The organism is Rhodococcus sp. JVH1 (genome assembly GCF_000280725.2).
Lineage (GTDB): Bacteria > Actinomycetota > Actinomycetes > Mycobacteriales > Mycobacteriaceae > Rhodococcus_F > Rhodococcus_F jostii_A.
The window spans coordinates 7,710,964-7,727,860 of sequence record NZ_CP166289.1 but is presented as its reverse complement, the minus strand read 5'-3'; the positions used below and the strand labels follow the sequence as shown (position 1 = coordinate 7,727,860).

Genomic DNA, 16,897 nt, shown 5'->3' with positions numbered 1-16,897 from the left:
AGCACATACTGGTAGTAACGGACCCGGTCGTGCCCGCGATATAGATCAGCTAAGCCGAAAACGTCCGACCCAGAGGCAATCGTCGTTGGTTGCCGTCGGGAGGTTCTAGCAAGTGGATACCAGGAACAGGAGCGACGCGACCGTTCGCAGTCGGCCCGACGCCTTCCCGCTGACGCCCGTGCAGCGCGGAATCTGGCTGGCCCAGCGCCTCGCCCCCGACGTCCCGAGGTGCATTGCGCAGTACGTCGAGGTGCGCGGCGCTCTGGATCTCGCGGCCCTCGACGACGCGTCGGTGACTGCGGGTCGTGAGTTCCAGTCGGCGTTCCTGCGGGTGTTCGAGATCGACGGGCAGCCGTTCCAAATCGTCGACCCGACCATCGAGCTGTCGACCGGATATGTCGACCTCGGAGACGAGCCGGACCCCGTCGCGGCGGCCCACGCGTGGATGACGCGGGACTACACCGCGCCGCTCGATCCGACGCGGGACCGGCTGGCGACGTCGACGGTGTTACGAGTCGGTGACGATTACTACTTGTGGTACAGCAGAATTCACCATGTCGCACTGGACGGTTACGGAGCGATGACGCTGGTGAACCGAATCGCCGCGCTGTACACCGCGCGTGTGGAGGCACGGACGCCGGAACCTGCCGGTGCCGCAGATCTGCGCACCCTTCACCGTCTCGACGAGGAGTATCGGTCGTCGAGGCACTACGAGTCCGATCGGGCGTATTGGCGGGACCGCCTCGCCGGTCTCCGTTCCAACTCGAGCCTGTCGCCGACAGTGGCACCCGCCGTCGCGGACAGCATTCTCGAGAAGTCCCTGCTGTCGACGGCCGCGACGGAGCGACTGGACCGTTCCGGCGAACGGCTCGGCACGCCGCCGGCGACCGGAGTGATCGCCGCCTTCGCCACGTATCTCGCCCGGATGACCGGACAAGACGACGTGGTCGTCGACCTCCCGGTGTCGGGCCGCACCACCACACTGCTGCAGCGATCGGGCGGGATGCTCGTCGGGCTCGCTCCGCTGCCGGTGGCAACCGCACCCGACGACACCGTGGCTTCCCTCACCCGCCGGGTACACCACGAAATATTGGGTGCTCTTCGTCATCAGCGATTCACGCTGGAGGATATCCGGCGCGAGACCGACGTGGCGGACTCGCTGTCCGGGCCGATGGTCAACGTCATGCTCTTCCACCGCCGGATCCAGTTCGGACCGCTCACCGGAGACTTTCACGTGGTCACGTCGGGGCCGGTGGAGGATCTGCTGGTCAATGTGTACCGCACCACCGCTGCCGGGCGGATGGTCATCGAGTTCCGCGGGAACCCCCACCGCTACTCCCGGGACGAATTGGCTCGTCACCATCGGTCGTTCGTGGGCCTCCTCGAGGAGTTTCTCGCGGCGGATCCCGGCGATCCCGTGGCCGAGGTGCACACGGAGTCCGCGCATGAGGGAGGTCGGATCCACAGGCGCACAGCACATCTGGACTACTGGCGGACGATGCTCACCGACCTGGCCCACGACACACCTCTTCCCCGCGACTACACCCGCCGGGCAGGTACGGTCGACGGCCGGCGAGAGCACGTCGAGGCGCACGTGACCGCGGACCTGCATCACCGGATCGAGACCCTCGGACGGGACTGCCCGTTCGCCACGTACACCGTCACGCATGCGGCGGTCGTGGCACTGCTCGCTCGTCTCGGCGGAGTCCGCGACGTCGTCCTCGGGACACCCGCGGGCTCAGGCGGATGGCCTCTGGTTCTGCGTATGCGGGTCGACGGCACCGAATCGTTCACCGAGCTCGTCGAGCGCGCACGTACGACCGAACTCGGTGCGTTCACGCACGCCGACGGCAGCTTCGACGAGATCGCCGCCGCACTCGCGATTCCAGCAGCATCTGCGGGCCGGCACCTGTTCCAGGTCGGGTTCGACTTGCAGACCAGCGATCACCCGCACGAACCCGACAGCCGGTCCGACGAGGGCGCCGACCTCTGGATCCGCATCGTCGAACATCCCGGACGCGCCGGGCTCGACCTCCGACTGACCTTCGCGCGGGAGTTTTTCGAGCCGTCGACGATCCGCGGATTCGCCGACCGTCTGGTCCGGGTGCTCGACCAGGTCACAGCGCACCCCGACATCCCGATCGCGGATCTGGACCTGTTGAGTTCCGCCGAATGGCGCCGGCTCGTACCCGCGCGAGGCGATCCGGGAGTTCCGCCGCGCACGCTGCCCGAAATCCTGGCAAATGCGGCACACCGCGACCCCGACGCGATCGCCGTCGTCGACGCTGCTGGTGACGGTACCGGCATCACGTACCATCAGCTGGACGAGGAATCCACCCAGCTCGCTCGCGTTCTCCTCTCCCGGGGCGCCGGCCCTGAAACCGTCGTCGCTCTCGCGCTCCCGAGATCCGCTGATCTCGTCCGCGCCGCGTGGGCAGTCGCGAAATCCGGGGCCTCCTTCCTGCCCGTCGATCCCGGATACCCCGAAGCCCGCATAGCGCACATGCTCACCGATTCCGGTGCGAATCTCGGGGTCACGGTCAGCCGCCACCGGGGCGACCTACCCGGTGACGTCGAGTGGATCGAACTACACGACCGCAACGCCGACGACACCACTTCCGTCCGCACCAGTACACCGGTCGGCGACGCCGACCGCCCCCGCCCGCTGCGGTGGGACCACCCGGCCTATCTCATCTACACGTCAGGATCGACCGGCGTCCCCAAAGGGGTGGTGGTGACCCACCGCGGGATCGCGAATCTGATCGCCGCACAGATTAAAGGGCTCGACGTGCCGCCCACCGGGCGGGTGGCCCAGTTCGCGTCCCCGAGCTTCGACGCCTCCCTGTTCGAACTGCTCGCGGCTGTCGGATCCGGTGCGCGCGTGGTGATCGTCCCGCCCGAAGTGGTCGGGGGTACGGAACTGGAGCGAGTACTCACCGACTATCAGGTGACCCACGCCATCCTCACTCCGACCACGCTCGCCACGCTCGAACCACGTGGCGCGCCGACCCTGTCGCATCTCACCGTCGCCGGCGAGGTCTGCCCGCCAGAAGTCGTATCCACATGGGCGCCGGGGCGGCGCGTCGTCAACGCCTACGGGCCCACCGAGGCGACGATCATGTCGACCATCAGCGCACCGTTGGTGCCGGATGAGCCGGTCAGCCTCGGAGCGCCGGCATGCGGGTTCGAGGTCGTCGTGCTCGACGACCGGCTGCACCCGGTTCCGCCGGGCACCGTCGGCGAGCTGTACCTCGCGGGCCCAGGCCTCGCGCGCGGATACCGAAACCGTGCCGGACTCGATGCCGTACGTTTCGTGGCCGCGCCCTTCGGGTCGCCGGGGACGCGGATGTACCGGACCGGCGATCTCGTGCGATGGCGCGTCCGGCACGGGGAGGATCCATCCGCCGCCCTCGACCTCGCCTACGTCGGGCGCAGCGACTTCCAGGTAAAGGTCCGCGGTTTCCGCATCGAACTCGGGGAGATCGAGGCAGTCCTGCGTGCCGACCCGAGCGTGGGGTTCGCTGTCGCAACTGCCGCGACCGACCCGAACACGGGAGATGCCGCGGTGATCGCCTACGTTCACCCGGCAGAAGGGTGGCGCGTCGATGTCGGGGAGATGCATCGTCGGCTCGCGCGCACACTGCCCGCGCACATGCTCCCTGCCGCGGTCGTCCCCCTCGACGTCATTCCGCGCACCCCGAGCGGCAAGCTGGACCGTGCCGCGCTCCCGGCGCCGACGTTCGCCCCGCGGAGCGGCGCCGGCCACCGGCCGCGCACGCCAACGGAAGAGACGGTCGCGTCGGTGTTCGAGACCGTGCTCGGTGTCACGGGTGTCGGTGTGGACGACGACTACGTCGATCTCGGCGGAGGTTCCCTGGCGGCGACCCGGGTGGTGGCACGGCTGAATTCCGCCCTGGAAACCTCGCTGGACGTCCGTGATCTCTTCGAGCACCCGACGGTCGCCGCACTCGCCGATATCGTCGAGAGCCGGCGCGGCGATGGCTCCGAGCGGCCTCCCCTCCGCCGGTTCCCCCGCCCCGCCAGGATTCCGCTCTCCCCGGCCCAGGAACGGATGTGGTTCGTCAACCAGTACGACCCACACTCCCCGGCCTACGACATTCCGCTGGTCGTCCGGCTCACCGGTCACCTCGACGTCGGTGCCCTCGAAGCAGCGATCGCAGACGTCGTCGAACGGCACGAGTCGCTCCGCACGGTGTACCCGACCTCGGACGACGGACCACATCAGGTGATCCTGCCCGCGGAACGGGCGCTGCCCCGGGTCGAGACCGTGCGGGTCGACGGTCCGACCGACCTCGACGCACACGTCGCCGGGGCCGCGGCCGCGCCGTTCGACGTCACCGTCGACGCGCCGCTCCGAGCGTCTCTGTTCACGATCGGTGACACCGACCACGTGCTGGCCCTGGTGATCCATCACATCGCGGCCGATGGGGCGTCGGCTGGTCCGCTCGCTCGTGACCTCTCCGCCGCCTATCGTGCCCGGGTCGAGGGACGCGCCCCCGCCTGGGAACCGCCGGCCGTGCAGTACGTGGACTACGCCTTGTGGCAACACGCACTGTTGGGTCGGCCCACCGATCCCGACAGCCTCGCGTCGCGGCAACTCGACTATTGGAGTGAGTCGCTCCGGGGATCGCCGCCCCTTCTCGCGCTGCCGACCGACCGTCCGCGCCCACAGCGGCGGTCCCTGCACGGCGGCCGAGTGGACTTCCACCTGCCTCCGGAGTTGCACGCCGGCATGCGGGCACTGTCCCGAACCTGCACGTCCACACTCTTCATGACGTGTCACGCGGCGCTGGCAGTCGTGCTCGCCCGGCTCGCCGGCACCTACGATGTGAGCATCGGCACCCCGGTCGCGGGACGTGGGGAGCCCGCACTCGACGACGTGGTGGGCATGTTCGTCAACACGCTCGTGCTGCGCACCCGCATCGATCCCGAGGCGGGCTTCGCGGACACCGTACGCACTGTGCGGGATGTGGACCTGGGCGCGTTCGCACACGCCGACTATCCGTTCGAGAAGTTGGTGGACTCCCTCGAACCCGAACGCACGGACAGTCGTTCACCGTTGTTCCAGGTTCTTCTCGAGTTCCAGAACGTCCTGCCTGCCGGACACGAGGCGCGGGAGCTCGACCTGCCCGGTCTGCACGTCGCGGCCGTCGGCTACGACCCGAAGATCTGTAAATTCGACCTGCAGGTGTGGCTCAGTGAACGCCGCGATGACGGCGGGGCGCCGCAGGGAATCGACGGCGGAATCGTATACGCCACCGATCTGTTCGACGAAGAGACGGTGCGTGGGCTCGCCGACCGGCTCGTCCGCGTCCTGAATATCGTGACCACGGAGCCGGACACCGTGGTGGGGAACATCGATCTGCTCACCGACCGGGAACGTGACGTCGCCCTCCGTTCGTGGACCGCCCCGGACGAACCGGGCCCCGCGACGACGCTGCCCGCGGAGTTTGCCCGGACGGCGGCACGGCAACCAGACGCCGTCGCGGTGTCGTTCGCGGGTGACACGCTGTCGTACGGCGAACTCGCCGACCGGGTGAACCGAATCGCCCGGCTGCTCCACGATCACGGAGCGGAACCGGAACGCCTCGTCGCCGTGGCGATTCCCCATTCGATGGACTACGTCGCCGTCACACTGGGCGTGCTCGCGGCAGGCGGCGTGTGCCTACCACTCGATCCCGGACGGGCGTCGCCCACGCAACTCTCCCGGACGATCCCTGACGTCGCGATATTTGTGACGATATCCGCTGTGGAAGAACATCTTCCCCACGGTCACGTTCCCACCCTCGTCCTCGACGCGCCCGGCACCGTCGCCGACCTCGCGCGCAGGTCGGGTCACCCCCTCACCGCCGTCGACGTCGGCGCCGGTCCCAGCCCGGACACCGCCGCCTACGTCCTGCTCACACGCGGGTCGACCGCGCTTCCGAAACCGGTATCGGTGACTCACCGTGCAGTGCTGTCGGCACTGGCACGTCCCGCCGTCCCGGCCGGCGAGGTCTGGGCAATGGTCCCGACCTTCGCGCCGGGCGTCACCGTCCTGACCCCGTGGAGCGCATTCCTCCATGGAGGTCGGCTGGAGGTGGTCGACGACGCCACTGCCTCCGCACCGTCCGCCCTGGCCGACTTGTTGCACCGCCGCGGCGTGAACATGGTCGCCCAGACCCCGGCCGCGTACGAGCACCTGTCCCGAGCAAGGGAATCCGCGCCGGTGGCGGACGAACTTCGCTCGGTCCTGCTCACCGGTGACCCCGTCGACGCCGCGGTCGTGGCTGCCCCTGAAGTTGTCGCCGTCTACGCGTCCGTGGAGGCCGTCTGGTTCGCCGCCGCCACCGATCGTGCACCGGAAGCCGGTGCCGACCGGATGGAATACCGGCCCGCGCGAGGACGAAGATTCGCGGTCCTCGACGACCGCCTCGCGCCTGTCCCACCCGGCGTCGTCGGTGAGTTGTACATCGGTGGACCCACGCTCGCTCGTGGCTACCATCGCCGGGCCGCAGCGACGAGCACCCACTTCGTGGCGAGTCCCTTCGGCCCGCCCGGCGAACGCATGCTCCGCACCGGCGATGCCGCTTGCCTCACGCCGACCGGAGGCCTGAACATTCTGTGGCGCCGCGATTTCCAGTCCGAACTGCGCGGATACCGCATCCCGCTCGGCGACATCGACACCGTCCTCACCGCGCACCCGCAGGTCGCGAATGCCGTCACCGTCGACCACACCCCTCGCGCCGGAAAGCCCGCCCTTGTGACGTATGTCGTGCCGGCACCCGGATCGACGACGACCATCTCCGAGGTCCGCGCCCACGCCGCCATGATCTTGCCCCCGCCCTGGGTCCCGGGCGCGGTCGTCGTCCTCGACCGACTGCCCGTCACCGAGACGGGGGACGTCGACCTCGACGCCCTTCCCGTTCCCGAGGAGCTGCGGCACGCACCCGTCTACCACGCCCCGGCCACCCCGACCGAGAAGACGGTGTCGAGGGTGATCGCCCAGGTTCTCGGTATCGGTGGCGTCGGTGTCGACGACAACTTCTTCGAACTGGGTGGCACGTCGCTCGACGCGGCGAAAGTGGTCGCCCGAATCGATTCGGCGTTCGGAACCAGGATCGGAATCCGCTCCCTCTTCGAGGCGCCCACGGTACGCGGACTCGCCACCGTCCTCGATGCGAGCGAGGTGCACCCGGACAGACCCGCCCTGGGACCACGGGCCCATACCGAACCCGCACCGGTGTCGTTCGCGCAGCAGCGTATGTGGTTCGTCAACCAGTTCGACGTGACGTCGGCCGTCTACAACGTTCCGATGGTGGTCCGGCTGACCGGTCTCCTCGACGTCCCCGCGCTACACGCTGCCCTGATCGACGTCCTCGTGCGGCACGAACCGTTGCGGACCCTCTACCCCTTGACCGACACCGGACCGGTGCAGGTCGTCGTCCCCGCCGAGAGCGTGCCGGTCGATCTGGCACCGATTCCCGTGGCCGACGCAGCGCGTGTCTCCGGCCTCGTCGACGAAGTCGTCGCCGAGGGGTTCGACGTCACGGTCCGTCCGCCGGTACGCGTCCGACTGTGGCAACTCGACGACCACGCCCATGTCCTGGCCGTCGTCGTGCACCACATCGTCGCCGACGGGTCCTCACTGGCTCCCCTGGCGCGCGACCTCTCCACCGCGTACACCGCGCGCCGCGTCGGCCGTGCTCCCGTGTGGGAGCCGTTGCCCGTCCGGTTCTCGGATTTCGCGGTGTGGCAGCGGGAGGTCCTCGGATCCGTGACCAACCCGGCGTCGCCGGTGGCACGGCAACTCGACTTCTGGCGCACGGCGCTCGCCGATCTTCCCGAACGGTTGGAGTTGCCGCTGGATCGGCCACGTCCCGCCACCGCGTCGTACCGGGCCGCAGCGGTGCCGTTCGTGATGCCCGAAAGGACGCACCGCCGGCTCATCGACTTCGCCCGTGCCCACGACACGACGACTTTCGTCGTCATCCACGCGGCCCTGGCCGTATTGCTGTCCCGGCTCGCCTCCACCACGGACGTCGTCGTCGGATCGCCGACCGCCGGCCGCGGCGAACTGACACTCGATCCCCTGGTCGGTATGTTCGTCGGCACACTCGTTCTGCGCACGACCGTCGATCCGGCGTCACCGTTCGGTGCCGTCGTGGCGGCGGTGCGCGACGCCGATCTGGCGGCCTTCGCGCACGCCGACATCCCGTTCGAAACCCTCGTGGACGAACTTCACCCACCGCGTTCGGCGGCCCTTCATCCGTTGTTCCAGGTCATGCTGTCGTTCCAGAACATCGAGCCACCATGCCTCGGATTGCCCGGCCTCGAGGCTCATGTCACGGACCTCGAGCCCCGGGTGTCGCCGTTCGACCTGAATGTGGTGGTGCGTGAACAACCGGCCGAGGACGGTTCACTTACGGGTATCAGCGGGCAGATCGTCTATGCCACCGACCTGTTCGACGCCGGCACGATCCGTGCCTTCTCCAGCCGGCTCCTTCGGGTGATCACCGCCGCCCTGACGAATCCCGAGACGGTGGTGGGCGACGTCGACATCCTCGACGACGCCGAACGCGGGCTCGTCCTCGACCGGTGGAACGCCACGGCCCACGACCTTCCGGCCACGACGATCGTGGACCTGTTCGAGGCCCAGGTCGCTGCGACACCCGATGCCCCGGCCGTCCGCGGGGAGGATCGAATCCTCACCTACGCCGAACTCGACACCTGGTCCACCCGGCTGGCGCATTCCTTCCTCGCACGCGGCATCGGCACCGAATCCATAGTGGCCCTGGTCATCCCGCGATCCGTCGAGATGCTCGCCGCAATGTACGCGGTGGTCAAGTCCGGTGCTGCGGTGCTCGCACTCGATCCCAGCCACCCCACCGACCGCATCGAATCACTGATCCAATCCGCGTCGGCGGCTCTCGTCGTCACCACCGGCGACGCCGATGTACCCGTTCCCACCGGACTTCCGGTGGCACGGTTCGACGACATCGACCACGAGGCCCGAGACACAGCACCAGTGACCGACGTGGACCACGGCGCATCACTGCACCCCGACAACCTGGCCTACGTGGTCTACACATCGGGCTCGACCGGCGCACCCAAAGGCGTGGCGGTATCCCACGCGGCGATAGCGAATCAGCTGGCCTGGTCGCAGGCACAGCTCCCGATACACGAGCACGACCGCACCGTACAGAAGGCGCCGATCGCCTTCGACGTTGCCATCTGGGAGTGTTTCGCGGCTCTGTGTTCAGGAAGCGTCCTGGTCCTCCTGCCGCCGGATCGGCAGTTCGACCTCGACTATCTGTCCGGCCTCCTCGACGACATGCAGATCACAGTGGTGGAGTTCGTGCCCTCCCTACTCGACGTGTTCGTCAACGATCATCGGCACTCCTTCCCAGGGTCCCTGCGCCGGGTCCTGACCGGGGGTGAGGCGATCAGTGCACGGACGGCGAGCAGCGTGCTCGCGCAGGGTGTCCGCCTCGGCAACATGTATGGTCCCGCGGAGGCGGCCGTGACAGCGACGTACCACGACGTCGCAGCCGCTCGAGCTGCCACCACTGTGCCCATCGGGTCGCCGGTGTGGAATACACAGGTGTACGTCGTCGACGGTCGGCTGCACCCCGTCGTCCCCGGGGTGACCGGCGAAATGTATCTCGGCGGGGCTCAGTTGGCGCGGGGGTATCTCGGCAGGCCCGGGATCACGGCCGGACGGTTCGTCGCGAATCCGTTCGGCGCCCCAGGCTCCCGCATGTACCGAACCGGAGACCTGGCCCGCTGGAACCCCGATGGACAGCTGGACTACCACGGTCGCACCGACTTCCAGGTTCAGCTCCACGGCTACCGCGTCGAGCCCGGCGAGGTCGAATCCGCCCTCCTGCGTCACCCCGGGATCGCGCAGGCCGTGGTAGTGCCGCGAGCCGATCGCAACGGCGCACACCACCTCGTCGGATATGTCGTCCCCGTCCCCGGCATCGACGTAGCAGAGGAGGAACTGCTCGACCACACGAGGTCACTTCTTCCCTCGCACATGGTTCCGTCCGCGGTGATCTCACTGTCCACGCTGCCGTTGACGCCCCACGGGAAGGTCGACCGGAACGCGCTTCCGGTCGTCGACTTCACGACCCGCGCCGCGGAATTCCGCTCGGCCGGAACAGCTGTCGAGGAGTCGTTGGTAACCCTCGTCCGCGACGTGCTCGGCCTCGAGTCCGTAGGTGTCGACGACTCATTCTTCGCGCTCGGTGGCGACAGCATCATGGCGATCCAGTTGGTGGCACGCGCGAAGACCGCCGGGCTGGCACTCACTCCGCGGGATGTGTTCGAGTACAAGACGATCGCCCGGCTCGCGCGCGCGATCTCGACACGGCCGGAGCCGCGCGCGGTCCTCTCCGAACTTCCGGGCGGAGGGATCGGCTCCTTCCCGCTGCCACCGGCGGCGCGGTGGTTGCTCGAGCGCGGGGGCGACCTCGACACGTTCTGCCAATCGGTCCTGCTCACCGCCCCACCCGACCTGAACACCGACACTCTCACCGCCACCGTGCAGACGGTCCTCGACCACCACGACATGCTTCGGGCCCGGCTCCGGCGCGGGACAACGGACGAAGACACGGTGTTGGAGGTCGTGGCCGCCCACCAGGCTCCACGGGTCGAGTCGCTGATCCGCCGGGTCGCACTCGATGATCCGGCCGACCTGAAGGGCCGGGCCGAGGTCGAGTCCCGTGCTGCCGCCACACGTTTGGATCCCGAGAACGGGATCATGCTCCAACTCGTCTGGCTCGACCCCCACACCCAACCCGGACACCTCCTCCTCACCATCCACCACCTCGCCATCGACGGCGTCTCCTGGCGCATCCTCATCCCCGACCTCGCCACCGCCCACCACGCCCACACCACCGGCACCACCCCCACACTCCCACCCGTCACCACCAGCGCCCGCCGCTACGCCCACGCCCTCACCGACACCACCACCCACCACACCCACGAACTCCCCCACTGGCGCACCATCCTCACCACCCCCGACCCCCCACTCGGCACCAGACCCCTCGACCCCACCCACGACACCGAACACACCACCACCCACACCACCACCGAACTCCCACCCCACACCACCCACACCCTCCTCACCACCCTCCCCACCACCTACCACTGCGGCATCGACGACGCCCTCCTCACCGCCCTCGCCCTCGCCGTCACCACCTGGCGCCACCGACACCACACCCCCACCCACACCCTGCTCGTCACCATCGAAGGCCACGGCCGCACCAACACCCACATCCCCGGCGCCGACCTCACCCACACCCTCGGCTGGTTCACCACCATCCACCCCGCCCTCCTCGACCTCACCGACATCGACCTCCACGACGCCCTCACCGGCGGACCCGCCACCGGACACGCCCTCACCACCATCAAAGAACAACTCCACAACACCCCCGACCACGGCACCGGATACGGCCCCCTCCGCTACCTCAACCCCCACACCGCAACACAACTCCGCAACCTCCCCCAACCCCAAATCACCCTCAACTACCTCGGCCGATTCGACTACCCGCCGTCACGTCCGGAGGCGGGCTGGATGCCCGTGACGGATGTGGATCTCAGCCGACGACCCGACTCGGACCTTGCTGCTGCAGCCGTCCTGACAATCGATGCCGCGACGGTCGTCACGGAGGGCGCTGCACGGCTGACGGCGACATGGTCCTACGCCGCCGGTGTCCTTGCCGCAACCGATGTCGACGACATCACCGAGCTGTGGACCGAAGCGCTCACCGCCCTCGCCGACCACATCAGCCGACCCGGCGCCGGCCGGCTCACCCCCAGCGACCTCGACCTCGTCCACCTCGACCAACCCGCCCTCGACGCACTCCACCACCACTACCCCACCCTCACCGACGTCTGGCCCCTCACCCCCTTGCAGGCCGGTCTACTGTTCCACGCCGAACTCGGCGGCCCCGCTGCCGACGCATACGTCGTCCAACTCGTCCTCGACATCAGCGGACCCCTCGACGCCGACCGTCTACGCGACGCCGGGGCAGCCTTGCTCGGTCGTCATCCGAACCTGGGCGCGGCCTTCACTCACACGGCGGACGGCACACCGGTACAGGTCGTGACGACCACTGCTCTCGCCTGGGCGCACCACGACGTCACCACCGCACACCGTCCCGCCGCAGAACTCGGCGACATCGTCACCGCGGACCGCGCCGCGCCGTTCGACCCGGCCGAGCCGCCTCTCCTGCGATTCACCCTCGTGACGACCGGCCCCGACGACCACCATCTGGTGCTCACCAACCATCATCTGGTACTCGACGGCTGGTCCACCCCACTACTGCTGCACGAACTTCTCCAGCTCTATGAGAGCCACGCGGATCCCGATGCGCTTGCGCCGGTGCGGCCGTACCGTGATTTCCTCGAATGGCTGGGCACACGCGACGTCTCGGCGTCCGTCGCCGCGTGGAGTCGTGCGCTCGAGGGTGTCGAGGACGCTACGCGGCTCGCACCGGGCCTCGAACCTCACCGGGATCCGGGTCCCTGCGCGGAGCGCGTGGTGGCACTGACGGCCGCCGAGACGGATGCGTTGCGGACCGTGGCCCGCATCCACGACCTCACCCTCCACACCATCATCGACACCGCCTGGGCCCTCGTCCTCGCCACCCACACCGGCACCACCGACATCACCTTCGGCACCACCGTCTCCGGACGCCCACCCCACATCCCCGGAATCGAAACCATGATCGGACTCTTCATCAACACCATCCCCGTCCGCATCACCCTCCACCCCACCGACACCCTCACCACCCTGCTCACCCGCACCCACACCACCCACACACAACTCCTCGACCACCACCACCTCCCCCTCACCCACATCCCCAACCCCCACGCCACCACCTTCGACACCATCACCGTCCACGAGAACTACCCCCACCACACCACCACCCCACCCACCGACCTCACCATCACCACCACCTCCGCCACCGACGCCACCCACTACCCCCTCGCACTCGCCGCCACCACCGACACCACACTCCACCTGCGGGGCATCTTCCAGCTGTCGGCATTCGACGCCGACAGCGTCGACGCGATCCTCGGACAACTGGCGCGTGTGCTCGTCGCCATGGGATCCGACGCGTCCCTGCCGATCGCCCGCCTGAACCTTCTCGATGGTGCGGAGCAGCGAGCCGTGGTGCCCGCCCTGGGTGAGGCGGCCGACGAGCCGCGGACCCTGGGCGCGATCCTCGGGGACGCCGCCGAGCGCTCGCCCGACGCCGTCGCCGTAGACGACGGGGCCCGCCGGCTGACGTATGCCGAACTCGAGGCCCGCGCATTGCTCCTTGCCGACCGTCTCGTCGAGTCGGGTGTGGGTCCGGAAAGTGTGGTCGCCATCGCGATACCGCGGTCCCTCGAGTCAGTCCTCGCAGTCTGGGCCGTCGCCGGAACCGGCGCCGCGTTCGTGCCCGTCGACCCGACGTATCCGCAGATCCGCATCCAGCACATGGTCGCCGATTCCGGAGTCCTCGTCGGGCTCACCACGAGCAGTCGTCGCGACGCGCTGCCGGACACCGTCACGTGGATCGACATCGAGGGCACGGGTGCCGGCCGGCTACCACACGCCGGTGTTTCGGAGGCTTGTCCGGCGCCAACGATCCGCCCCGACAACGCGGCGTACCTGATCTATACGTCCGGCTCCACCGGGGTTCCGAAAGGTGTGGTGGTCGGTCATCGTGGAGTGAACTCTCTCGCAACCACGTTGCGCGAGTGTACCGGGGTGACAGCAGCGTCCCGGGTGGCGCATTTCGCGTCTCCCAGCTTCGACGCGTCGGTACTCGAGTATCTGCTCACGTGGTCCGCGGGAGCCACGGCGGTGATCGTGCCCACCACGATCTACGGCGGGGATGAACTGCGTCGGCATCTCGCCGACAGCCGGGTGACCCATGCTTTCCTGACCCCCACGACGCTGACTGCCCTGGACCCGGACGGCCTGGACGACCTCGAGTGCGTCGTGACCGGCGGTGAGAAGTGCACCCCCGAGGTGATCCGCCGGTGGACTCCGCACTGTCGACTCATCAACGCGTACGGACCGACGGAATGTACGATAGCGGCGGATATCTCGGACGATCCGGCCGCCGACGGTGCGAATGTGATCGGCGGCCCGATCCGCGGCGTCACCGAGGTCGTACTCGACGCTCGAATGCAACCGGTCCCGATCCGGGCCCGGGGCGAGTTGTACATCGCGGGTGACGCGATCGCCCGCGGATACCACGGCAAGCCCGCACTCACCGCCACCCGTTTCGTGGCCGATCCGTTCGGCCCATCGGGCGGTCGCATGTATCGAAGCGGTGATGTCGTCCGCTGGAACACCGGACGCGAAGGGTCTGCCGTCCTCGAGTACCTGGGTCGCACCGACTCTCAAGTGAAGGTGCGGGGGTACCGGATCGAACCCGGCGAGATCGACGCGGTGCTGTCCGGTCATCCGGCGGTCACGTTCAGCGCGACCCTCCCCTCGACGGGCGGCCCGGACACGACCGATCAGGACGCGACACTGATCTCCTACGTGACGACCGCCGGTGCGGCCGGGCCCCGAGAACTCCGCGACTACCTGGCCGGTCGGCTTCCCGCACAGCTCGTTCCGTCCGCGGTCATCGAGATCGACGTGGTTCCGCGGACGCCGTCGGGCAAGCTCGACCGCGACGCACTCCGCGCCCTCCGATCCACCCCGCTCCCCGCGCAGGTGTCGGCGGCCACCCCACTCGAACAGACCGTCGCGGAAACCCTCGCCGCGGCACTCGACCTGTCGAGTCTGGGAGTGGACGACGACTTCTTCGCGGCAGGTGGAGACTCGCTGACGGCGACCCGGGCCGTCGCCCGTGTGAACACGACCCTGCATACCGACCTCGCCGTACGGAGCCTGTTCGAGGCCCCCACGCCGCGCGCTCTGGCGCGGCTGCTCCTGGACGACACACAACCGGAGCCGCGCCCCCCGTTGACCGCCGCCGCGCAAGAACCGGAGTACGCACCGCTCTCGCCTGCCCAGCAACGCATCTGGTTCCTCAACCAATACGACACCACCACCCCCACCTACAACATCCCCCTCACCCTCCACCTCACCGGCCACCTCGACACCACCGCCCTCCACCACGCCCTCACCGACCTCATCCACCGCCACCAACCCCTCCACACCACCTACCCCCTCCACCACGGACACCCCACCCAACACATCCACCCCCACCCCACAACCCCACCACTCACACCCACCCCCACCACCGAAACCCAACTCCCCCAACACATCAACACCGACACCACCCAACCCTTCGACCTCACCACCGACACCCCCCTCCACACCCACCTCTACCAACTCGACAACACCCACCACACCCTCACCCTCGTCCTCCACCACATCGCCGCCGACGGCCACTCCCTCACCCCACTCACCCACGACCTCACCACCGCCTACACCGCCCACACCCACCACCAACCACCCCACCCCACACCCCTACCCCTCACCTACACCGACTACACCCACTGGCAACACCAACTCCTCGGCACACCCCAACACCCCACCCCCACCACCCACACCCAAACCACCTACTGGACCACCACACTCACCAACCTCCCCGACACCCTCCCCCTCCCCACCGACCGACCCCGACCCACCCACCGCACCCACCACGGGGAGTCCATCCGCTTCGAGATCCCCGCCGACGTACACCACCGCCTGCGTGCGCTGGCGCGGAGTACCGGGGCGACCACGTTCATGACTCTGCATGCGGCCTTCGCCGCGCTGCTCGCGCGCCTGTGCGACACGGACGACGTCGTCATCGGCACCCCCGTCGCCGGCCGCCCCGATCCCCGGCTGGACCAACTCGTCGGCATGTTCGTCGGGACGCTCGTCCTCCGGACCCCGGTCGACTCGGCCGGTTCGTTCCGCGAAGTCCTGACCAGAACCCGCGACGCGGACCTCGGTGCATTCATGCACGCCGACCTGCCCTTCGAGATGCTTGTCGACATCCTGGCACCGGAGCGGTCCACGACGCACACACCGTTGTTCCAGGTCCTGATCGACTATGGGACCGAGGTACCACTCCACCTCGAACTGCCGGACCTGACGGTAACGGTCGCCGAGGACACTCCGCCCCTCGCGAAGTTCGACCTTCAGCTCACCCTCCGCGAGCATGCGGACGCCGCGAACCCCGGCCTGTCGGCCGCGTTCACCTATGCCACCGACATCTTCGACCGCACCACCGTCGAGGGTGTCGCCGCGCGCTTCCTCCGGCTCCTCGACTCGGTGACCGCGGACCCCGGCCGGCCAGTCGGGGACGTCGACCTCCTCGACGCCACCGAACGGACCGCGCTGACGACCGGGTCGAGCACACCTTCGCCGCCGGCGGAGCCAGTCGAGGCCATACTCGCCGACCGGTTCACTCGGTCCGTCCGCCGCTTCGCCGACGAATCGGCGCTGACCGATACCGGCGAAACGCTCACCTACGCGGCACTCGGTGCCCGCGTCTACCGACTCGCCCGGCATCTCGTCGAACTGGGCGCCGCCCCCGACACGGTCGTCGCCGTAGCACTGCCACCCTCAATCGATCTGGTCGTCGCCCTGCTGGCCGCACAGCAAGCGGGAGCCGGCTACCTCGCCCTCGACGTCGGTCACCCGGCCGACCGGCTCGACGCCACGATGTCCGACGCCGCCCCGGTGTGTCTCGTCTCCACGACCGACCACGCGGCCCGACTGCGCTGGGACCTTCCCACCGTGCTCGTCGACGACGCGGACACACGCGCACACCTGCTGGATCTGTCGCCGGATCCGATCACCGATCCCGAGAGACGGGCCGCGCTCACCCCCGACGCGGTCGCGTACGTCGTGTACACGTCGGGGTCGACCGGACGCCCGAAA

Annotated in this window: 1 protein-coding gene (cut by a window edge); it reads left to right on the top strand. The window is 68.7% G+C overall.

The window, feature by feature from the left end:
• Positions 1–112 precede the first annotated feature (112 nt).
• A protein-coding gene (locus JVH1_RS36295; protein ID WP_371113075.1) for a non-ribosomal peptide synthase/polyketide synthase crosses the window boundary here: on the top strand, positions 113–16,897 show its 5' portion. Its footprint extends 9,831 nt past the window's final position; the window shows 16,785 of its 26,616 coding nt (coding positions 1–16,785); the start codon lies at positions 113–115; its stop codon lies beyond the right edge, outside the window.